Annotated in this window: 19 protein-coding genes; 4 read left to right on the top strand and 15 right to left on the bottom strand. The window is 69.0% G+C overall.

The window, feature by feature from the left end:
* Positions 1–94: 94 nt before the first annotated feature.
* From AC3ETA_RS38305 to AC3ETA_RS38285, 5 genes are all read right to left on the bottom strand, one after another.
* Entirely contained in the window at positions 95–658 is a 564-nt protein-coding gene (locus AC3ETA_RS38305; RefSeq protein ID WP_432197516.1) for a hypothetical protein, read from the bottom strand.
* A gap of 87 nt (positions 659–745) precedes the next feature.
* Positions 746–1,804 (bottom strand): NAD(P)H-dependent flavin oxidoreductase, encoded by a 1,059-nt coding sequence (locus AC3ETA_RS38300; RefSeq protein WP_432197515.1) that lies wholly within the window; start codon positions 1,802–1,804, stop codon positions 746–748.
* Entirely contained in the window at positions 1,804–2,544 is a 741-nt protein-coding gene (locus AC3ETA_RS38295) for a CoA-transferase subunit beta (protein ID WP_432197514.1), read from the bottom strand. Before AC3ETA_RS38295 ends, AC3ETA_RS38300 begins: the two co-directional genes overlap by 1 nt.
* Entirely contained in the window at positions 2,541–3,419 is an 879-nt protein-coding gene (locus AC3ETA_RS38290) for a CoA transferase subunit A (protein ID WP_432197513.1), read from the bottom strand. The genes AC3ETA_RS38295 and AC3ETA_RS38290 overlap by 4 nt, the downstream gene beginning before the upstream one ends.
* Positions 3,420–4,187 carry an enoyl-CoA hydratase family protein gene (locus tag AC3ETA_RS38285; RefSeq protein WP_432197512.1) on the bottom strand — a complete coding sequence of 256 codons (768 nt, stop codon included), beginning with the start codon at positions 4,185–4,187 and terminating at the stop codon, positions 3,420–3,422.
* Between the two features lie 123 nt (positions 4,188–4,310).
* Between AC3ETA_RS38285 and AC3ETA_RS38280 the strand changes: the two genes are divergently transcribed.
* On the top strand, positions 4,311–5,069 hold the full coding sequence (locus AC3ETA_RS38280; RefSeq protein ID WP_432197511.1) for an SDR family oxidoreductase: 759 nt from the start codon (positions 4,311–4,313) through the stop codon (positions 5,067–5,069).
* A gap of 36 nt (positions 5,070–5,105) precedes the next feature.
* Positions 5,106–6,014 (top strand): SDR family oxidoreductase, encoded by a 909-nt coding sequence (locus AC3ETA_RS38275; RefSeq protein WP_432197510.1) that lies wholly within the window; start codon positions 5,106–5,108, stop codon positions 6,012–6,014.
* 105 nt (positions 6,015–6,119) lie between these two features.
* Here AC3ETA_RS38275 and AC3ETA_RS38270 read toward each other — a convergent pair whose 3' ends face one another.
* The 10 genes from AC3ETA_RS38270 to AC3ETA_RS38225 all read right to left on the bottom strand — a co-directional run bounded on the left by AC3ETA_RS38270 (position 6,120) and on the right by AC3ETA_RS38225 (position 16,880).
* Entirely contained in the window at positions 6,120–7,046 is a 927-nt protein-coding gene (locus tag AC3ETA_RS38270) for a nuclear transport factor 2 family protein (RefSeq protein WP_432197509.1), read from the bottom strand.
* A 102-nt stretch (positions 7,047–7,148) separates the two neighbouring features.
* Positions 7,149–8,465, bottom strand: a complete 1,317-nt coding sequence (locus tag AC3ETA_RS38265) for an FAD-dependent oxidoreductase (RefSeq protein WP_432197508.1) — start codon at positions 8,463–8,465, stop codon at positions 7,149–7,151.
* Positions 8,466–8,545: 80 nt separating this feature from the next.
* On the bottom strand, positions 8,546–8,848 hold the full coding sequence (gene fdxA, locus AC3ETA_RS38260) for a ferredoxin (protein ID WP_432197507.1): 303 nt from the start codon (positions 8,846–8,848) through the stop codon (positions 8,546–8,548).
* A gap of 24 nt (positions 8,849–8,872) precedes the next feature.
* The gene (locus tag AC3ETA_RS38255; protein WP_432197506.1) at positions 8,873–9,634 is read right to left on the bottom strand and encodes an SDR family NAD(P)-dependent oxidoreductase; all 762 of its coding nucleotides are present in this window, start codon (positions 9,632–9,634) and stop codon (positions 8,873–8,875) included.
* On the bottom strand, positions 9,631–10,158 hold the full coding sequence (locus tag AC3ETA_RS38250) for a VOC family protein (RefSeq protein ID WP_432197505.1): 528 nt from the start codon (positions 10,156–10,158) through the stop codon (positions 9,631–9,633). The genes AC3ETA_RS38255 and AC3ETA_RS38250 overlap by 4 nt, the downstream gene beginning before the upstream one ends.
* 35 nt (positions 10,159–10,193) lie before the next feature.
* On the bottom strand, positions 10,194–11,222 hold the full coding sequence (locus AC3ETA_RS38245; protein ID WP_432197504.1) for a hypothetical protein: 1,029 nt from the start codon (positions 11,220–11,222) through the stop codon (positions 10,194–10,196).
* Positions 11,219–12,397 carry a Rieske 2Fe-2S domain-containing protein gene (locus tag AC3ETA_RS38240; protein ID WP_432197503.1) on the bottom strand — a complete coding sequence of 393 codons (1,179 nt, stop codon included), beginning with the start codon at positions 12,395–12,397 and terminating at the stop codon, positions 11,219–11,221. The genes AC3ETA_RS38245 and AC3ETA_RS38240 overlap by 4 nt, the downstream gene beginning before the upstream one ends.
* 52 nt (positions 12,398–12,449) lie before the next feature.
* Positions 12,450–13,688, bottom strand: coding sequence for an acyl-CoA dehydrogenase family protein (locus AC3ETA_RS38235; RefSeq protein WP_432197502.1), 1,239 nt, complete (start codon positions 13,686–13,688; stop codon positions 12,450–12,452).
* 121 nt (positions 13,689–13,809) lie between these two features.
* Complete coding sequence (locus AC3ETA_RS38230) at positions 13,810–15,441, bottom strand: class I adenylate-forming enzyme family protein (RefSeq protein WP_432197501.1); 1,632 nt, start codon at positions 15,439–15,441, stop codon at positions 13,810–13,812.
* A 257-nt stretch (positions 15,442–15,698) separates the two neighbouring features.
* Positions 15,699–16,880, bottom strand: a complete 1,182-nt coding sequence (locus AC3ETA_RS38225) for an acyl-CoA dehydrogenase family protein (protein WP_432197500.1) — start codon at positions 16,878–16,880, stop codon at positions 15,699–15,701.
* 366 nt (positions 16,881–17,246) lie between these two features.
* On the opposite strand from AC3ETA_RS38225, the gene AC3ETA_RS38220 reads away from it, so the two are divergent.
* Both AC3ETA_RS38220 and AC3ETA_RS38215 read left to right on the top strand, forming a co-directional pair.
* Positions 17,247–18,101 carry a fumarylacetoacetate hydrolase family protein gene (locus AC3ETA_RS38220; RefSeq protein ID WP_432197499.1) on the top strand — a complete coding sequence of 285 codons (855 nt, stop codon included), beginning with the start codon at positions 17,247–17,249 and terminating at the stop codon, positions 18,099–18,101.
* A gap of 61 nt (positions 18,102–18,162) precedes the next feature.
* Positions 18,163–19,086: a VOC family protein gene (locus AC3ETA_RS38215; RefSeq protein WP_432197498.1), complete on the top strand. Its 924-nt coding sequence runs from the start codon at positions 18,163–18,165 to the stop codon at positions 19,084–19,086.
* Positions 19,087–19,143 lie beyond the last annotated feature (57 nt).

The following is a 19,143-nucleotide window of genomic DNA, read 5'->3' as shown; positions in this document are numbered from 1 at the left end:
TCCGGCTCGACGAAAGGTGGTTCTCCGAAAGCAAAAGAAGCAGGGTGCCGACTCAATCCGTGCCCCGGCGAGAGCCGCACCCCGAGAGCGTCGGCTAGAGCCCGATGAGCTCCTTGGCCACCCCCCGGTCGACCTCCTCGATCGTCAAGGGCTGGTTGGCGGCGTAGCAGAACTCGCCGGTCATGTACCGGTTCTCCGCGTCGAACGGGCTGTAGGTGGTGGCGTACCAGCTGACGAGGTACCACTTGTCCGGGTCGACCTGCTCCGCCAGCCCGGGCAGACCGCCGCCCGGAATGACGGCGTACTGGAGGCACTCCTGGCTGATGCCTTCGGAGCCGAACGTCAGCTTCAGTTCCTTCATGGGGCCGATCGTCATGCCGGAGTCACGTGTGCTCTCGTACATCGCCTGGGCCGCCTCGCGTGACTCGACGCGCAGGCCGTCCATGCCCAGGAACGCTCCGCCCTGGAAGCGGTAGAGGACCGGTGTGGTCGGCGCGAGCGTCGCGACGATCGCCGGGACGTCCCACACCACCTCCGCCCAGTAGTGGTCCCGCGCCGTCTCGAGCATGTGACGGTGGACCGGGTTGTCGAGACCCTCGATCACCGCATTGATCTCGTTGATGGTGTCGGTCGCCTTCGGAAACGCTCGCGTCGCCATGGGACTCCTCCTGCCGTCGGCGCGGGATCGCCGGGAAGTGGAACGCATCCTGCCAAACGGTTGGTAGATAAACAATCGAACGCGCGTTCACTCCGTGGCTGCTTTCGGCAGTGCACCGATGATGCGCACGGCGTCACGCATGATCCGGTCCACCAGCTCGGCGCACGACGGCAGGTCGTCGATCGCCCCGGCGACCTGCCCGGACGCCATCACCCCGAGGTCCGTCCGCCCCTCCACCATGGCTGCCCTCAGCAGCATCGGCGTGTTCGCGGCAAGCAGTACCTGGCTCCAGGTCAGGCGCCGTTTGCCGTGCCTGAGCGCGAGGCCGTCGCGGATCATCTGCGGCCAGGTGAGGCCGGAAAGTCTCCGGAAGCTCGACGCCCGGCCCGCCGCCCGCAGCAACGCCCCTACTCGCCCCGCGTGTTCCAGCGATTCGACGAACGGGGTGCGCAGCATGCGGTGCGGCAGGCCGTCCACGGCTCTGGTGACCGTGACGTCCTCCGCGGTCGCCGCCAGGTATGCGGCCTTCACCGCGTCGGGCACCGTCGAGTCCGAGGTGAGCAGGAACCGTGTCCCCATCGCGATGCCCGCCGCCCCGTACGCCAGCGCCGCGACCAGTCCGCGCCCGTCGAAGAAGCCGCCCGCCGCCACCACCGGGATGTCCACCGCGTCCACGACCCGCGGCAGAAGCACGCTCGTGGCCACCGCGCCGGTGTGCCCGCCCCCTTCACAACCCTGCACGATCACCGCGTCCGCACCCCAGGCCGCCACCTTCTCGGCATGCCGACTGGCACCCACGGAGGGGATGACGACCGTTCCCGCCGCCTTGAGTTCGGTGATCAGCTCATGGGAGGGGGCCAGCGCGAACGACGCGACCCGTACGCCCTCGTCCACGATGATCCGAACCCGGTCACCCGCGTCCTGGGCGTCCGCGCGCAGATTGACTCCGAACGGAGCGTCCGTACGGGACTTCACCTCCCGTATCGCGTCCCGCAGCTGGTCCAGGGTCATGGTCGCGGAGGCCAGGATGCCCAGCGCCCCCGCGTTCGCGGTGGCCGAGACCAGCCGGGGACCCGCTACCCACCCCATGCCGGCCTGCACAATCGGGTGCCGGACGCCGACGAGCCGGGTGAGCGCGGTCTCCATCAGCTCCCGACCTCCCGTGCGCGGGCGTTGCCCGGATCGATCACCTCGCGCATCAGGCGCAGTTCCTCGGCGGTCGGTTCGCGGGTGAACGGCACCTCGTCCGGGACGGTCAGGTCGAAGGAGGTCGCCTGCGTGACCTGTTCCACGGTGACCCCCGGGTGCAGTGAGACGAGCCGCATCGAGCGGTCGGGCGTGGCGAAGTCGAGGACGCCCAGGTCGGAGACGACCCGCGCGATGCGATGGAAGCGGGCGGTGCCCGGGTGGCCCGCCGCCCGGTCGTATCCCACCCCGCACACCATGTCGACCTTCTCGACGAAGACCCGCCGCGAGTGCTTCGGTATCCAGTAGCTGGTCGGATGGTTGAGGGTGTTGGCCGACGCGCCCCGCACGCCCAGGAGTTGCCGCTCGGGCCGCTCCCATGCGCCGATGCAGGAGATGTTCTGGTTGCCGAAGCGGTCGATCTGACTCGCGCCCATCATCACGTGCCGCCGCCCGGCGGTGACCAGTGCCAGATGCTGCCGGTAGGGCAGCCAGCCCTCGACGGTGCCGTCCGGGCCCACCAGCAGCGCCTCACCGTCGGTCAGCAGCAGGTCCGGTGAGAAAGTCCGCTTGGCCAGTCGCGCACCGATCGAGGGGATGAGACCCATGGGGCTGGCCAGGATCTCCCCGGCGTCCCGCCAGGCCTCGGCGCAGGCGACCACGCAGTACTCGGCGCGCGTGACCGCCTCGGCGGGGCTCATCGCCGCTCCTGGTGCCAGGCCTGGACGGCCGACCGGTAGGCCTGCTCGTCGCCGCCGAGGAACCGCTCGGCGAACTCCGGCCAGGGGCTCCTCGCGTAGTGTTTCTGGAAGGCCTCGTCCCGGACATGGTCGGGGGCGCAGGATGTGAAGTGGCTGCCGCCCGGTGCCTCGACCACACCGGTCACCGCGTGCCGTTTGACGAGCAGCGTCTGCGGCGAGGCCTCCTTCGTCAGCTCCGCAGTGTCGACGATCCGCTCGCAGGAGACGTACGCGGTGTCGGCCGCCTCGCAGAACAGGTCGTCGAAGTAGGGGTCCGGACCGAGGTACTGGCCGTTGCCCAGCCGGTCGGCGCGGTTGACGTGCACCAGCGCCGCGTCCAGCCGCAGCGCGGGCATCGCGACGAACTCCTCCGCGTCCAGGCCCTTCACACCGAACGGCCACTCGCTGTCATAGGGCGATGTCACCGTCCGCAGGCCGGGATTGACTCGCATCACGTCGGAACCGAGTCCGGCCCGCACCGGCAGGAAGGGCAGCCGGTTCGCCGCCGCGTGCAGGCCCCACATGAACATCGCCTCGTCGATCTCCATCAGCTCGAACGCCCCGCTCTCGCGCGCGGCCCGGTAGTGCGGTTCGAGCGGGACGGAGTCGAGGGTCACGAAGGCGGTGACCAGTTTCCGGATCCGCCCCGCGGCGGCCAGCATGCCGACGTCCGGGCCGCCGTACGAGACGACCGTGAGGTCTCGGACATCGGACCGCAGCAGCGCCCGCACCAGAGCCATGGGCTTGCGGCGTGAGCCCCAGCCGCCGATGCCGAGGGTCATTCCGTTGTGCAGCCGGGCGACCATCTCGTCGGCGGTCATCGTCTTGTCACCCACCTACGCACGCTCCTTCCCGAAGGAGGCCCGGACCCGGTCCGCGATCCCGCTGAGGTTCGCCTCGAAGGTGAAGCCCTGCTCGAAGCGGTAGCTGCGGCGCACGTCCACCGGATCGATGCCGTTGATGGCGGCCTTGGCGAGTCGGAGCAACGCGCCGTCCTTCGCCGCGATCTCGCCCGCCAGCTCCAGCGCGGCCTTGTGCAGTTCGCTCCGCGGTACGACCCGCCACACCGAGCCGTGCGTGTGCAGTTCGGCCGCGGTCACCGTACGCGAGGTGTAGTACAAGGTGCGCAGCAGATGCCCTGGGACCAGTCGTGCCAGATGCGTGGCGGCGCCCAGTGCCCCGCGGTCCAGCTCGGGCAGGCCGAACGTGGCGTCCTCGCTCGCGACGATAGCGTCGGCGTTTCCCACCAGCCCGATCCCGCCCCCGAGGCAGAATCCCTGCACCGCCGCCACCACGGGCACTTCGCACTCGTACACCGCGGAGAAGGCCTCGGCGCAGCCGCGGTTCGCCCCGATCAGCGCGCTTGCGCCCTGCGCCTGCAGCTCTTTGATGTCCACGCCGGCGTTGAACCCCCGTCCCGCCGCGGCCAGTACCACGCATCGGACGTCGCTGCGGCGGCCCGCCTCCCGCACGGCGTCGGCCAGGGCGAACCAGCCGCGCACCGGCAACGCGTTCACCGGCGGGAAGTCCACCGTCACGACGGCGACACCCTTCTTCGGTTCCCCTTGCCGCGGGTCCTCGGGGAACGAGGTGGAGACATTCATCAGCGCATCAGCTACCTTCCCGCGGCACCAGATTCCACCAAACATTTGTTAGGTGTAGTCTTTGAAGCTACCAGCGGGTGGATCCGAACGGCAGTCTCCGTCGAGAACCAAGCGGGAGGACCTGTGGACAAGGCGCATCAGCCTCTGGCCGGCCGGACCGTCGTCGTCACCGGCGGTACCCGCGGCGTCGGGGCCGGGATCGCGCGGACCTTCGCCGCAGCGGGTGCCGACGTCCTGGTCTGCGCCCGACGGGCGCCCGAAGTCCCGCTGAGGAACGTCGAGTTCGCCCCGCTCGACCTGCGCGACCCGCCCGCCGTACGCGCTTTCTTCGCGGCCCTGCCCCGCCTTGACGTGTTGGTCAACAACGCGGGTGGAGCGCCCTACCGCCCTCTCACCGCGGCAGACGCCGAATGGCACACCCGCGTCCTGGACCTCAATCTCACTGCCCCCCTGACTGCCTCGCTCGCCGCGTACGACCGTCTCAAGCGGGCCCGCGGATCGATCGTCATGATCGGCAGCGTGAGCGGCAGCCGCCCCTCACCGGGAACGGCCGCCTACGGGGCGGCCAAGGCGGGCGTGGAGCACCTGGCCCGCTCCATGGCCGTGGAATGGGCCCCGGAGGTCCGGGTCAACACCCTCGTCGTCGGCATGGTGCGCACCGAGAAGGCACATCTCCACTACGGCGACGAGGAAGCAGTCGCCGCCGTCTCGCGCACGGTCCCGCTGGGCCGGCTGGCCACCCCGGCCGACGTCGGCGAAGCCGCCGTCTTCCTTGCCTCCGACGCCGCCGCGTACATCAGTGGGGCCAGTCTGCTGGTGCATGGGGGAGGGGAACGGCCCGCGTTCCTGGATGCGGCAAAGGCCAACGAAGACAACGTGTGACAGCGGCCAACCATACGAAGGACAAGGGGGCATGAGGTGACAGGAATGGCTGAGGGGCGCGTGGTCGTCATCACCGGAGCGGGCCAGGGCCTCGGCCGAGCCCACGCCATCGCGTTCGCCGCCGAGGGGGCCAAGGTCGTCGTCAACGACCTCGGGGTCGGCCTCGACGGCACGCCGCGGCCGGACAGCCCGGCGGGACGCGTCGTGGACGAGATCCACGCGGCCGGTGGCGAGGCGGTCGCGCATCGCGGCGATGTGGCCACCAGCGAGGGCGCCCTCTCGCTGATCGACACCGCTCTGGAGGCGTACGGGAGGCTCGACACCCTCGTCAACAACGCCGGATTCCTGCGCGACCGCATGCTGGTCAACCTCGATGAGGACGACTGGGACGCCGTCCTGCGCGTCCACCTGAGGGGCCACTTCCTGCCCCTGAAACACGCGGCCGAGCGCTGGCGGGCCGAGGCCAAGGCCGGCCGGGCGCCGGTGGCGCGGATCGTCAACACCAGCAGCGGGGCGGGATTGTCGGGGGCGGTCGGGCAGGGCAACTACAGCGCGGCGAAGGCCGGCATCATGGGGCTGACCCTGGTCGCCGCGGCCGAACTCGGCCGCTACGGCGTCCAGGTCAACGCGATCGCGCCCGCGGCCCGGACGCGGATGACGGAGCGGACGTTCGCCGAGGCGATGGCAGCACCTGCGACCGGATTCGACTCGATGGCGCCCGAGAACGTCTCGCCCCTCGTCGTGTGGCTGGGTTCCGGTGCGAGCACGGGCGTGACCGGACGGGTCTTCGAGGTGGAGGGCGGGCGCATCACGGTCATGGAAGGATGGCGGCCGGGCCCGAGCGCGGACAAAGGGACGCGCTGGAGCCCGGCTGAGGCGGGGGAGGCGGCACTGACGTTGCTGGCGGATGCGGAGGTGCCGCGTGGCGTGTACGGCGCGCAGTGAACGCAGCCGGCATTCAACCTTGCGGGCCACCCCAGGCGGTACTCCACCAGGAGCACCACTCTCGCCTGAACTCTCGTCAGCAGTCCACTTCGTGACAGCTCGAGCTCAGAACATCGTGTTGTCGTTGGCCGAAGTCTCTGGAACCTCCTGCTTCGTGACCCAGTGTTCGACGATCCTCCCGCCTCGTACCCGGAACAGATCGAGGACCGCCCTTCCCCGCTCACCCGGCACATCCACGCAGTGGCTGTGGACGCCGACCAGGTCGCCCTCCGCGACCGACCGCTTCGGCATGACCTGCAGCTGCGGGAACTGCTGGAAGTACGCGCCCAGTCCGGCCTTGAGGCCGGTCACCCCGTCAGCCATGCCGGGGTCGTGCTCGTGGTACTCACGGCCGACGTACCTGTCGATCGCGCTCAGATCCCTCTTCACCAGGAGCCTGTCGAAGTACGCCATGACAAGCCGCTTGCTGTGGTCGGTCTGCCACCTCGGCCCGGGCTCCTCGGTCCGCGGCCGGCTCTCCGTGGAGAACATGTCGTTGCCGCCCGCGGAGTGCTCCGGCACCTCCTGCACGATGTCCCAGTGCTCGGCGATCTTGCCGTCCTGGAAGCGGACGATGTCGAAGATGGCCATTCCCCGCGTGCCCGGCGTCAGGATGAAGTTGGAGTGGGCCAGCACGTAGTCGCCTTGGGCGATGATCCGCTTGACGTTCCACCGGGCGTCCGGGTACTGGCTGGCGATCATGGCGGCCGTGGTCTTCAGGGCCGGCGTCCCATCCGGCGCGGACGGGCTGTGCTGGATGTAGTCGGCGAACATGTAACGGTCGACGTTCTCGGTGTTGCCGTCCTCGAACAACTCGTGGAGGAGCTGGATCTCGACGCGCTTGTGGTATTCGAGGCGGTCGGAGTCGCCGTGCCCGGAACCGGGCAGAGTGGCAGCAGCCGACGGAACCGCCGTAACAGGCACGGCAGTGGCGCCCACAACAGAGGCCGCAAGCGCGAAAAAGGCCCTGCGGCCATACTTGGTGGAGGTCATGATGCTTCCCTTACGAAAGTCAAGTGTCGAAATTGGATCTCTGGGGTGGGCTTTGGTGATGCCCTCATGAGGGTCGGCGGCACCACCTGAGTGGGTGGACTGTCAAGCACCGGTAGTCACGTCGCGCGCGGCTGCCAGCATGTCCGGCCAGGCGTCGACCTTCACTCGGGCCGCTGATCGCAGAGCGCCCCGTGCCACCTCCGCGGCGTCGATTCCGCTCCACCCTGTCCAGTCCACGACCGTGCCGAGCTCCCCGGTCGTCATCGGTTGGGCGGCCACGCGCGGGAGTGCGGGGTCGTTTTCCAGATCGGCAGCCAGTGTGGCGGCGGTGACCAGCGCGTCGGCCCGGTTCGTGCCTATGACTCCCGTCGGGCCCCGCTTGATCCAGCCGACCACGTACTCGCGACTCGTCGCGCCGTCGCCACGGTCCACCCGGCCGTCGATGTTGGGGACCACACCGCGGTGCTCGTCGAACGGCAGCCCCGCGACAGGCAGGCCGCGGCTGCCGACGGCGCCGAGGAGCAACTGCGCGGGCAGAGCCGTCTCCAGCCCGCCCCCGAGCGGGCTTCCGGCCGGCGTGAACACGGCTCGCTCCACCCTCGACGTGCCTTCGATCCGCGCGAGCGACAGACCGAAATGGAAGTGCACCGTCCGGGGCTTGCCCGACATCTCACGGCCGCGCCAGCCATCCAGGACGGCCGCGCAGGACGCCTCACCGGAAACCGGATGTGTCGCGGCCGCCGTCCGGTTGTCCGGATGCACCCGCACGTCGGCGTTGGCCAGTGCCCCCATCTCGGTGAGTTCCTTGAGCGTGAACTTCACTTCGTCCGGACCGCGGCGGGCGACGACATGGATGTCGAGCACTGTGCTGCGCGCCAGTTCGTCCAGCACCCGGTCCGGCACGTCAGTCATGGTCAGTTCCTGCGGAGACCTGGCCAGCACGCGAGCGACATCCAGGGCGACGTTGCCCGCACCGACCACAACGGCCGAGCGCACCGCGTCGAGGCCGGTGAAACGGTCCGCGTCCGGGTGGCCGCTGTACCACGATACGAAGTCCGTGGCCGGGTGAACACCGGGCAGCGTCTCACCCGGGACGTTCAGAGCACGGTGCCCGGAAGCACCTACGGCGTACACGACGGCGTCGTACCTGGCGCCGAGCTCCTCGCCAGTGATGTCCCGGCCGATCTCCACGTTTCCGAAGAAGCACACCCCGGGCAGCTGCAGCACCTTCTCCAGCACCGCGGTGAGCTTCTTCATCTTCAGGTGATCCGGTGCCACGCCGTACCGGAGGAGGCCGTAGGGAGTGGGCAGGCGTTCGAACACGTCGACCGCCATGCCGTACGTCCGCGCCAGTGTCTGAGCCGTGTACAGACCCGAGGGCCCGGCTCCGACCACGGCGACGTGCCGCTGCGGCAGCATCCTGATCGTTCTCCTTGTCTGCGGAAATCCCCGGAAGTCGGCCCGTCGGGACGGCGATCCCGGGCACCGGGATCCCTGGCCTACTCGCCGGGAATTCGGTCCGGACCCAGTGGGACGTCGACACCGCTGGCTCCGCCGGGCGATCCGACACCGTCGAAGAAGGCGCGGTTGGCCTCGATGTGCGCCCGCTGTTCGTCGGGAGCACTGGTGTCGAAGAAGATCGCGTCCTGCGGGCAGGCCGGCTCGCACGCCCCGCAGTCGATGCATTCGTCCGGATGGATGTAGAGCTTGCGGGGGCCCTCGTAAATGCAGTCCACCGGGCAGTGGTCGAGGCAGGAACGATCCATTACGTCGACACAGCCGCCGCCGATCACAAACGCCATGGTGCTTGTCTCCTCAGGAAATGATCAGAAGGCGGTCATGCCGCCGTCGACGAGGAAGTCGATGCCGGTGAGGAACCCCGCCTCGTCGCCGGCGAGGTGCAGGGCGAGCGACACGACGTCCGTGGGGACTCCGAGTCGCGCGGTCAGAGTCTGGGACAGGAGCCCGGCCTGGACCGCGGGATCGGCCAACGTCGCCGCCGTGCCAGGGGTTTCGATGGTGCCGGGGCTGATGCTGACGGCCCGGATTCCGTGCGGGGCGCCCTCGGCCGCGAGCTGGCGGGTCATCGCGACGACGCCGCCCTTGGTCGCCGAGTGCGCGAGTATGGGGACCTGCCGGTTGCCTCGATGGGCCGCCACCGATGCGATGTTGATGATGACGCCGCCTCGTTCGGCGAGATGGGGCCAGGCGGCGCGGGTGACGTAGAAGACGAGGTCGAGTTCGTTGCGGAGGGTGAAGCGCCAGTCTTCGTCGGACATGCTCGCCACCGGTGCGAAGCGCGCCGTGGAGGCGTTGTTGTACACCACGTCGATGCGTCCGTGCTCCCGCGCGGCCCGTTCGACCCACGCGGTTGCTTGAGCGCTGTCACCCAGATCGACGGGTGCTTGACCGTCCATCACCCCGCCCGCGGCCTCGACTTCGGACAGCGTCTGTTTGTTCGCCTCCTCGTCGACGTCGCAGCCGACGACGATCGCACCCGCGGCGGCGAACCGCAGCGCCGCCTCACGGCCCATTCCTCCGCCTGTGCCCGTGATCAGTACAACCTTGTCCCGCAGTCCTTGTCTCATGGTTCCTCTGTTCCTGGTGCGGTTTCTGTTGCCGGCCGGACGCCGTGGTCCGGCCGCTGAACACTGCCCGGCGCCCCGTCAAGGCGCAGGGTGGTGGTGAGGGGATCGGCCATCGTCCGGTCTGCCAGTAGGGGGCCGCGGACCATGGACGCGTCGACTGCTTCGATCCGGGCACCGAGCTCCGGGACCTCGTGAAACGTCATGGGAAGCCCCGAGCGCAGCCCGTCGAAGACCAGTCGGCATCCGCGGGCGGCGAGCACGTCACGGTCGCCGGCGAGGTCCTTCGACCAGACACCCAAGTGGTCGAACCGGGGTCCACCCGGTGTGTGCCACGGGCTGCCGGGCGGGCCCTCGATCAGTTCGAGGAACGGTGGGCCCTCGACGGAGAGCGCCACGAGTGTCACCCAGTCCCCGATCTGCCGGGACTTCACAGGCCCGAACTCCACCGACAGTGTCCGGCCGACGGCTGCCCGGGCGGCTTCGACATCCGGCATGGCGAAGCCGACGTGGTACAGGCCTCTCACCGACGGCCGCCCCATCCCTCGGGGACTGTCATGCCTCAGCTCCTCGGGGTGATGCCGAGTTCCTCGGACACGTCCCGCCCAGGGTCACCGTCGGGCAGGTAGGAGTAGTCCCCGGCCATTTGGCGGGCCACGAGTTCGTTGTAGACACGCCGGTAGCGCAGGCCCGCCTTGTCGAACCGGGAGCTGAGATCCCGCTGGCCACCCGGGTTCAGGTAGCTGCCGTTCTGCGGGCGCACCGCCCAGTTGTCCTGCCGGCCCACGATGTGCGCGGTGATCGGGAACAGGGCGCGGGCGTACGCGGGCATCCTCTGCGGGTCGTAGGTGACCGGCGTGCGGGCGCGGGTGCGGGACTCGGGGTTGACCGGGTGCAGCATCCGGATGTCCATGCCCGGCTGGAAGTCACCGCGCAGCAGGCAGATGCCGCTGCGCACGTGTGTGATCGTGACCATCCGGATGTCCTGCTTCTTGGCCCCGCGGGCCAGAGGCTTCTGCGCGTCCGGCATGGGTCGGCCGTGGGCGGTGCGGATCATGGTCACCGTCTCGGACGTCGATTCCACCTCGATGACGTCGTCCTCGGACAGCGCGTCGCCGGTCAGTTTGGAGTGCAGGAAGTCGGCGTGGGTGAGGTCGAGTAGGTTCTCGCAGACCAGCTCGTAGGTGCAGTCGAAGATCACCGAGCCCTGGAAGCGGCGCGGCATGCCCTCACGGGGCAGATGGGGGACGTTCGGCAGCAGGTCCGGGGAGGCGTGATCCGGGTCTCCGTACCAGACCCACGCGTAGCCGTACCGCTCGACGACCGGGTACTCACCGGTGCCGCCTGTGAACTCGCAGGCGCGGCGTAGCCCCGGCGGGCTGCCGGGCAGATCGTCGGTGGCGCGGATCCGGTCGCCGTCGCGCCAGAGGAGCACCGGTTCGCCGTGCATCGCGCGCCGGACCGGCCGCCGCCCCACCTGGGCGGTGTGCACGAGCGGAAACCATGTGTCACGCAGCGCGAAGGCACCCGGCGTGAACTCGGCGGGAACGGTCACCTCAGCGTGGGGAGGGGTGACGGTGGCGGCACTCACGGGGTTCCTCCTTGGGTGTGCGGGAAGGCTTGGACAGGGCGGAGAGCCCGAAGGGCCTCGAGTCCGTCGTCGACCGTGGTGGCCACGCGGTCGGCGGCTGCCTCCGGAATGTCGGAGGCCGTACGCAGTAGCCGGCGCCGGACGCTCGACGCGCCAGCCAGGGCGGAGCGCATGACCGCGCCGTTGCCGCGGGTCGTGGCACTCCAGCGCAGTACGGTGTGGTACGGGCCGACCGGCGTGAGAGCGGCGACCACGTGACACCCGCCGGATCCCCCGCCGGGCGCCACGGCGATGCGGGCGAGGCCGGTGGTCACCGAGAGCGTCGTGGTAGAGGTCAGCACGCGGCGGCTCAGGTCCCCGAAGGTCGATGCGCGCGGAAGGTCACGGGCGAGCCTCGAACGCCGGACGGTCACCGTGGCGGCCGGGCCGCTCCCGCTCGTCGTCACCGTGGGAGCGGAGACCTCCTCTCCCGCGCCCAGCAGTCCGGGCAGTCCGAGTGTGGCGCCCGGGTTCAGCAGCAGCGCCTCGGCGAGGTCGGTGTAGGCCGAACGGACGAGGACGGAACCGGTGACGGTGCGCCCGTCCGCCGCGGCGGCGGCCGACGATTCCACAGGCACCGCGGCCGCGTCCGGCAGGTCGCCCGCCCCGGTCCAGACCAGTACCAGTCCGTCGGCGAGTACGGCGTCGAACATGGTGGTGCCGCCGTCGGGTTCCTCACCAGTGGGCTCTCCGACGGCGGGAGCGGGAACCGGCGTGCGCAGTCCGAAGCCCAGGGCGTCGGCCACGTTCTCGGCCGTCCTGAAGGCGGCCACTCGTATCCCCCGCGGCACTCGCTCGTTCTGGCTGAGATTGGGGATGGCGGTGCACTGGCCGGTGGCGCCGTCGAAGCACCAGCCGTGGTAGGCGCATTGTAGATACCCGTCCTCGGTGATCCTGCCCATCGACAGCGGCAGCCGCCGGTGCGGGCAGGCGTCGTCCACGGCCCGGACGACACCGCCGAGATCGCGGTAGACCGCCAGATCCCGCGTGCCGATCCGGAACGCCGTGGGGTGTCTGCCGATCTCGTCTCCGTGAGCGATGGGCCACCAGGCGTCCGGAAGTCCCACCGACGGGCGCGGGCGTGACGGGCCCCCGCGGCCGGCCGCAGGGCCCTGCACCGTGGTCGTATCAGTCATCCGATGAGCCTCCTCGTTGAGGTCACGTATGAGTTCGCCACCGGTCGCCGTGTCAGTACGCGCCGACGGGGGTGATGTTGGGTTCGATGCCGAAGCGGTCGCGGCCGTAGATCTCGTAGCCGACGGAGGGGATGTGCGTCACGTGGCGCAGGCCGACGTGGAGGTCCTTCCAGAACCTCGAGAGGGGATTGGTGGTGGCGAACGCCGAGGAGCCCGCGATGTACATCAGCTGCTCGATCGAGTCGTGGATCAGCTGCACCGCCTGCGCGCAGGACGCCTTGTGGCGGGCGGCGTCCAGGGGTGTCCAGGACCGCCCCGCGACCGCGGAGGTGTCGATCTCCTCGGCGGCCTGCAGGGTGAGCAGCCGGGCGGTGTCGAGCTGGGCGGCGATCCTGCCCAGGTCGTGCACCACCACCTGGGACTGCGCCTTGGGCATGAACGTGGTGGTGACCAACGGCTTTTGCCGTACGTTCTCCTCGACCAGCTCCAGCATCGCCAGTGCGCCGCCGAGCATCAGGCCCAGTCCGGTCGCGCGCAGGGTCGGGAGCAGGGGCTGACGGTCGGATGCCTCGGTGAAGTGCCGCTTGTCCGGGGCATGGGTTCCGAACGGCTGATCGGCGGTGACGATCATGGCGTCGGGGACGAAGACGTCCTTGACGACGGTCGTGTCGGAACCCGTGGCCTGCATACCGACCATGTACCAGGAGTCCTCGATGGTGACCTGCTCCATCGGCACGTAGGCGAAGTTGATGCCGGGTGTCACCGGCTTGCCCTCGTCGCCCACGAGTATGAAGCCGCACTGGGCCCACTTCGCTTGGCGCGACCCCGAGCTGTAGGGGAACTTTCCGGTGATCCGGTAGCCGCCGTCCACTTTGGTGCCGATCCCGGGCGGGTTGTAGGCACCGCAGATGATGGTTGGGCCCTCCCCGAAGAGGCCTTCCTGCAGCGCGTCCGGTCCGGTGCTGGCGACCCAGGTGGTCGAATTGAGGATCTGAACGACCCACGCCACAGCGGCGTCGCCCTGTCCCAGCTCCATCTGGAACTCGACGAAGGCCCGGTTGGACAGACCGGCCCCACCCCACCTGCGCGGGGTGGCCAGTGAGAACAGATCGAGCTTGTGCAGGGCGGCCACGACCTCAGGGGTGAGGGTGCGCAGTTCCTCGGCTCGTGCGGCCTGCTCCCTGAGCAGGGGGCGCAGCTTGCGTGCAGCCTCGAGAAGCTGGGGCAGGCGGCTGTCGTCGTAACCCTCGATGTTCCGGGTCTGGGGCAGTGCGTCGTCAAGTGTGGTCATGGTGGTGCGCTTTCTTCCGTGCCGGCCGCTGGGTGCTTCCGGCGATGATGTGGTGACGGGGGGCAACCGACTTTGCGGTCAGACCCGAGCGCTGTCGGGTGGCCTGGTGTCGGTGGGCGCCTCACCCCTCGGCGTCGAGTTCGGCGACGAGCCGTTCGCGAAGCCGGAACTTCTGGATCTTGGTGGCGGACATCGGCCACGCGTCCACCACGCGCAGGTACCGGGGGACCTTGAACTTGGCGAGCCCGGCCTGGCAGAAGTCGAGCAGTTCCTCCGTGGTGGCGGTGGCCCCGACAACCAGCTGGACGAAAGCGGCCGGGACCTCGTCGTACTTGTGGTCGGGCACTCCGACCACGGCAGCGATGAGCACGGCCGGGTGGGTGGTGAGGTATGCCTCGACCTCCAGGGCGCCGACGTTCTCGCCGCCGACCTTGAGCATGTCCTTGCTGCGGCCCCGGTACGTGAAGTTGCCGTGCTCGTCGAGCGAGGCAAGGTCGCCGGTGGTGAAGAATCCCTCCGAGTCGAAGGACTCCGCGGTCTTGACGTCATCCTTGTGGTAGCCGCGGAAGACGCTGTACCCGCGCACCCAGACCGCTCCGGTCTCGCCCGCCGGCAGAATCTCGCCGGTCACGAGATCGCGGATCTGTACCTCGATGCCCGCGAAGGGCTTGCCGCTGGTGAGTCTTGCCTCCAGTGGGTCGTCGAGCCGCCCCATCACGGGCGAGCCGCCCAGCTCGGTCGAGCCGTAACAGCTGACGATCACGGTGCCGTCGCCGAGCTTCTTCTGGTAGTCGCGCAGCAGGTCGGGCGGACCGACACAGAGCACGGCGCGTACGCCTGAGAAGGTCGCCGGAGTACGGGAGGGGTGTTCCAGCATCGGACCGAGGAGGGTGGGGTAGGCGGGAAACATGAGGGTGACGCGCTCGCGGACGATCTGCTCGATGGCCTCGTCCGGCGTGAAGTGCGACATCGACACATAGGCTGCCCCGGCCTGTAGTACACCGGCGAGCGGGGCCTGGGCACTCACGTGGAACAAGGGCAGCGGGTTCCACATCCGGTCCTCAACCGTGATGTCGAATCCCTCGGCTCCGACGGCTGCGCCGAGCTCGATGACCGAGGAGTGCGGCAGCGGGCAGCCCTTGGGCATGGACGTCGTGCCGGAGGTGTACATCATGATGTACGGGTCGTCCGGCGTGACAGCCTCGGCCTGGGCGCGCACTTTCACGGGGTCCTGGTCCGCGCCCAGGCGCGTGAACTCCTTGCCGTCCAGGAATCCGGCCGCCTGCCGGGACCCCAGGACGACGGCGTGCTCCAGATCCGGCGCGTCCTTCAGCATGAGCCGCTCCCCGGCCTGGGCCTCCCGCAGGTCAGGGAACACCTCGTACACTCGGGCGACATAGTCGACGTACTCGTCGACCACATCAGTGAGCAGCAGAACCTTCACTCCCGAGTCAGGGATCACATAACCGAGCTCGCGTGGGCTCAGACGAGCGTTGATCGGCACGACCAGGGCGCCGGCCATGGTGGCACCGATCAAGGCGTGGACGAAGTGCATGGAGTTCGGCATCAGCAGCCCGACGGAGTCGCCCGGTCGGACGCCCAGCGCCCGCAGCGAAGCAGCCGTGGCGAGACAGGACGCCTCCAGCTCCCGGTACGTCTCGCGAGTGTCCGGAAAGACGAAGGCGTCGCGGTCGCCGTGGCGGCGGGCGCTCTCCATCACCAGTCGGGGGAGGGTGAGTCCCGAATCCGTCATGTGTTGCTCCCTGGGGTACGGGCCACGGGAACAAAGAGAGCCGTGGCAGTGCTCGAGGACACGAGTGCGGGTGTCGAAGGAAGAGGAAGGGGAGATGCCGCGGAACGGCTCGTCAGCTCGGCCGGCCGGCTGGCTGCTGGGACCCTTCGCGTTGTCCACCAAACGGTGGGTAGGTAGAAGAAGTTCCCTGGATTCTAGAAAGCTCGGCGAGCTGAGGGCAAGGCTTCCGCATCTTTCGGCCAGATGCCCGGGCGGCCTCAGATGCGCCGCGAGGTTGCCTCCAGTCCCCAGCGGACGCGTGACCAGCTGATCGCGATCTCGTCCGGGGTGAGCGAGGCCTGCAAGCCGGCCATCTTCAGGTCACGTCCCCAGCGCTGCCAGCGGCTGCTGTCGTACATCCCGCTGGCGTCTCCGGCGGTCAGTAGCCGCTCACCTGCCTGAAGCACCAGTTTCGCGGCCTGGGTCATGTCGCGGCGGAGGCGGACCCTTTCCTCCAGTTCCAGCTCCCGGCTCTCGTGGCCCACCATGCGCAGCTCGGCGAAGCCGTCCCTGAGCACCTTCGCCGCGGTGTCGATCTCGAACGAGGACTCGGCGAACTTCAGCTGCGTCACCTCGCGCTGGAACGCCTTCTGGCCGGAGTGCAGGTCGACCCGGCTCCGGGCCCGCTCCTCGAAGATGTCCAGCAGTCCTTGCCCCATCCCGATCAGCGGGGCGAGCAGCAGCAGGTTGGCCACCAGGTTCGGCGGCACCTGATACAGCGGTACGTCGGGATAGAGCTTGGCCCCGGGTGATCCCCCGGCGCGGAAGTCGGAACCGGGCAGAATGCGGTGCGGTGGCACCCATGCGTCGTCGATCACCAGCGACTTGCTGCCGGTGCCTCGCAGCCCCATGACGTACCAGTCGTCAACGATCCGGAAATCTCGGCGGGGCACCATGCAGACGCCGAGCGGGGCGGTCACGATGACCCAGTCTGCGTAGTCGATGCCGCTGGAGAACTTGATCGCGGTGTCGGTGATACGCGCACCGTCGCGTTCGGGGGAGGCGTTCATGCGCATCACCGCGGAGGCCGTGGACGACAGGGTGTCCGGGCCCGGGCCCCAGTACTCCTGCTGGAAGTCCAGCTCCATCATGCCGACCAGGAACTGGTGTCCCGGCCACTGGCTGGTCATCCACGCGGTCGACGGGCAGCCGCGGCCGACCTCGCGAGCCACCTCGGCCGCGGTGTCGAGCGAGGCGGACAAGCCCCCGAAGGGAATGGGCTGTCCGGCCAGGTGGAACTGCCTCTGCTTGAGTTCCTCGACGTTCTCGGGCGGGATGCGCCGCAGTTCCTCGGCGCGGGCGCTGCGTTCGATGAGTGTCGATCGCCACTGCCTGGCTCGGGCCAGCAACTCGTCATGGGACGGTCCGACGTCTGTCGCCCTGGTCAGCGATTCGGTCACGTTCAGTTCTCCCGGTAGCGCGGAGGGGACTCGGACGAGTCGCCGACTGGCACGGGAACGCGCACCGAAACCGGTACCTCGTTCCGACTACCAAACGATAGGTTGGTGGCTACCATAGAACCGGAATGCCGCCCGGTCGAGCCCCGTAACGAGGGAATTGCAATGAGGTGAACGCCATAGTCAAAGTTGCCATACAACCGTTTGGTGGGTGTTGACAGGAGGGAGGGACGGTCCTTGAGAATGAAGGGGTTGATCAGCCTGGACGCCCGCAGCGGGCTCGCCATCGGGGGCGCTCAGAAGCCTGTCACCGACGCCCTGAAGGGCTGTCTCCTGTCCCTATCCCCCCGAGACCCCTGCGGAGTCATCTTGCGCATCGCCAATCTCGCCGGACGTCTGGTCATCGTCGTTCCCACGCCGAAGGGCCCGACCGCGGTCGACGTGGAAAACGCCACGTCAGGCCGCTTCTCTTCTGATCCCCACAGCGTCTACGGGCGCTGGGACGAGTTCCGCGGCTGGGCCGCCGAGGCGGAGCTCCCGCCCGGCCGTCCCTTCGCGGCCGAGGAACTTCACGCACCGTCGCCCACGCCGAGCCAGGTCCTCGCCATCGGCCTGAACTATCGCGAGCACGCCGCCGAGACCGGCCACGCCGTTCCGGACACACCTCTGCTGATGTTCACCAAGTGGCCGACCTGCCTCACCGGCCCGGTCACCACCGTCGAGCTCCCGGCAGACGGAAACACCGACTGGGAGGCGGAGGTCGTCGCGGTGATCGGACGGACGGCCCGCAACATCGCTCCACAAGACGTGTGGGACCACGTCGCCGGCCTCACCGTGGGTCAGGATCTCTCCGAGCGCGTCATCCAGATGTCCGGTCCGCTGCCCCAGTTCAGCCTCGGCAAGTCGCTCCCCGGCTTCGGACCCACCGGGCCCTGGCTCGTCACGCCAGATGAGTTCACCAACCCCGACGACCTGGAGTTCGGCTGCGCGGTGAACGGCGAGGAGGTGCAGAAGGGTCGTACCCGCGACCTCGTCTTCAGCATCCCCGAGATGGTGGCGGGCCTCTCCCGGCACATTCCGCTGCTGCCAGGAGACGTGCTGTTCACCGGCACCCCCTCCGGCGTGGGTGTCGGGCGCAAGCCCCCGCGTTTCCTCGCTCCCGGCGACGAACTCGTCAGCCACGTCGAGGGCATCGGCGAGCTGCGCCAGCGCTTCACCGCCTAACCCGACTGGCTGGACCGCCAGCCCACCCTGCCCCCTCAAACCGTGACAGGAGGCCGATCCGATGGCCCTGCACCGGCTCTCGTCGGTCACGATCGGCGTGCCCAACGTCGACGAGACGATCCGCTACTACATCGACTTCGGACTGCATCCCGAGGAGGACGGCTGGTTGTCCACCTTGGACGGAGGCCGGCAGCTCCGCATAGTCCACGCTCCCGTCCGGCGGCTGATCGAACTCGTGATCGGCGTGGACGACATGGACGACCTCCACCGGATCGCTTCCCGCCTGCACCGTCTGGGCATCGACTCCCAGCCCGGCGCAGGCACGCTGACCGCGGTGGAGCGGGTCACCGGCGTCCGCGCCGTCATCGCGATCGAACCGCGGATACAGCAGCCCGAGGTCCCCCCGACCCCGTACAACGGGCCGGGACGGCTGGAGCGGGTCGGGACCAGGGCGCCCGGTGTTCTGCGGGAAGGGCCGGTCCGGCCGCGCAAGCTGGGGCACACGGTCATCGGCTCCACGGATTTCGAGACCTCGCAGTCGTTTTTCACCGACGGCATCGGGTTGAAGATCAGCGATCAGATGAAGGGCGCGGCCGCATTCATGCGCTGCTCGACGGACCATCACAACGTGCTGGTCCTGCGCGCTCCGGTCAACTTCCTGCATCACACGTCCTGGCAGGTGGACGACGTGGACGAGGTCGGCCGGGGCGCTTCGGCGATGCTGGCCGCCGATCCCGCACGGCATGTCTGGGGCCTCGGGCGGCACCATGCCGGCTCCAACTTCTTCTGGTATCTCAAGGACCCGGCCGGCAACTTCAGCGAGTACTACTCCGACCTCGACTGCATCGAGGACGACGCGCTGTGGACCCCTGAGACGTTCGAGGGCGCCAAGTCGCTGTTCAGCTGGGGTCCGCCGCCGCCCCCGTCGTTCGTGGAGCCGGAGGACCTGGCCGCGCTGATGACGGGGCAGCACTCACTGCGCTGAGCGACTCTTTCGCTCAAGGGCTGGATCAGGGGCCGCGACCGTTCACTGGTCGCGGCC

It is taken from the genome of Streptomyces sp. bgisy027, from assembly GCF_057710365.1.
The sequence above is the reverse complement of the archived record's forward strand: the minus strand, read 5'-3'. Positions and strand labels throughout refer to the sequence as shown.

What these genes read in the sequence shown, in the direction of transcription:
- AC3ETA_RS38235 (WP_432197502.1), bottom strand. Translation starts at nt 13,688, where the DNA reads ATGACCACACTTGACGACGCACTGCCCCAGACCCGGAACATCGAGGGT.
- AC3ETA_RS38215 (WP_432197498.1), top strand. Translation starts at nt 18,163, where the DNA reads ATGGCCCTGCACCGGCTCTCGTCGGTCACGATCGGCGTGCCCAACGTC.
- AC3ETA_RS38285 (WP_432197512.1), bottom strand. Translation starts at nt 4,187, where the DNA reads ATGAATGTCTCCACCTCGTTCCCCGAGGACCCGCGGCAAGGGGAACCG.
- AC3ETA_RS38240 (WP_432197503.1), bottom strand. Translation starts at nt 12,397, where the DNA reads ATGACTGATACGACCACGGTGCAGGGCCCTGCGGCCGGCCGCGGGGGC.
- AC3ETA_RS38305 (WP_432197516.1), bottom strand. Translation starts at nt 658, where the DNA reads ATGGCGACGCGAGCGTTTCCGAAGGCGACCGACACCATCAACGAGATC.
- AC3ETA_RS38300 (WP_432197515.1), bottom strand. Translation starts at nt 1,804, where the DNA reads ATGGAGACCGCGCTCACCCGGCTCGTCGGCGTCCGGCACCCGATTGTG.
- AC3ETA_RS38270 (WP_432197509.1), bottom strand. Translation starts at nt 7,046, where the DNA reads ATGACCTCCACCAAGTATGGCCGCAGGGCCTTTTTCGCGCTTGCGGCC.
- fdxA (WP_432197507.1), bottom strand. Translation starts at nt 8,848, where the DNA reads ATGGCGTTTGTGATCGGCGGCGGCTGTGTCGACGTAATGGATCGTTCC.
- AC3ETA_RS38265 (WP_432197508.1), bottom strand. Translation starts at nt 8,465, where the DNA reads ATGCTGCCGCAGCGGCACGTCGCCGTGGTCGGAGCCGGGCCCTCGGGT.
- AC3ETA_RS38230 (WP_432197501.1), bottom strand. Translation starts at nt 15,441, where the DNA reads ATGACGGATTCGGGACTCACCCTCCCCCGACTGGTGATGGAGAGCGCC.
- AC3ETA_RS38295 (WP_432197514.1), bottom strand. Translation starts at nt 2,544, where the DNA reads ATGAGCCCCGCCGAGGCGGTCACGCGCGCCGAGTACTGCGTGGTCGCC.
- AC3ETA_RS38255 (WP_432197506.1), bottom strand. Translation starts at nt 9,634, where the DNA reads ATGAGACAAGGACTGCGGGACAAGGTTGTACTGATCACGGGCACAGGC.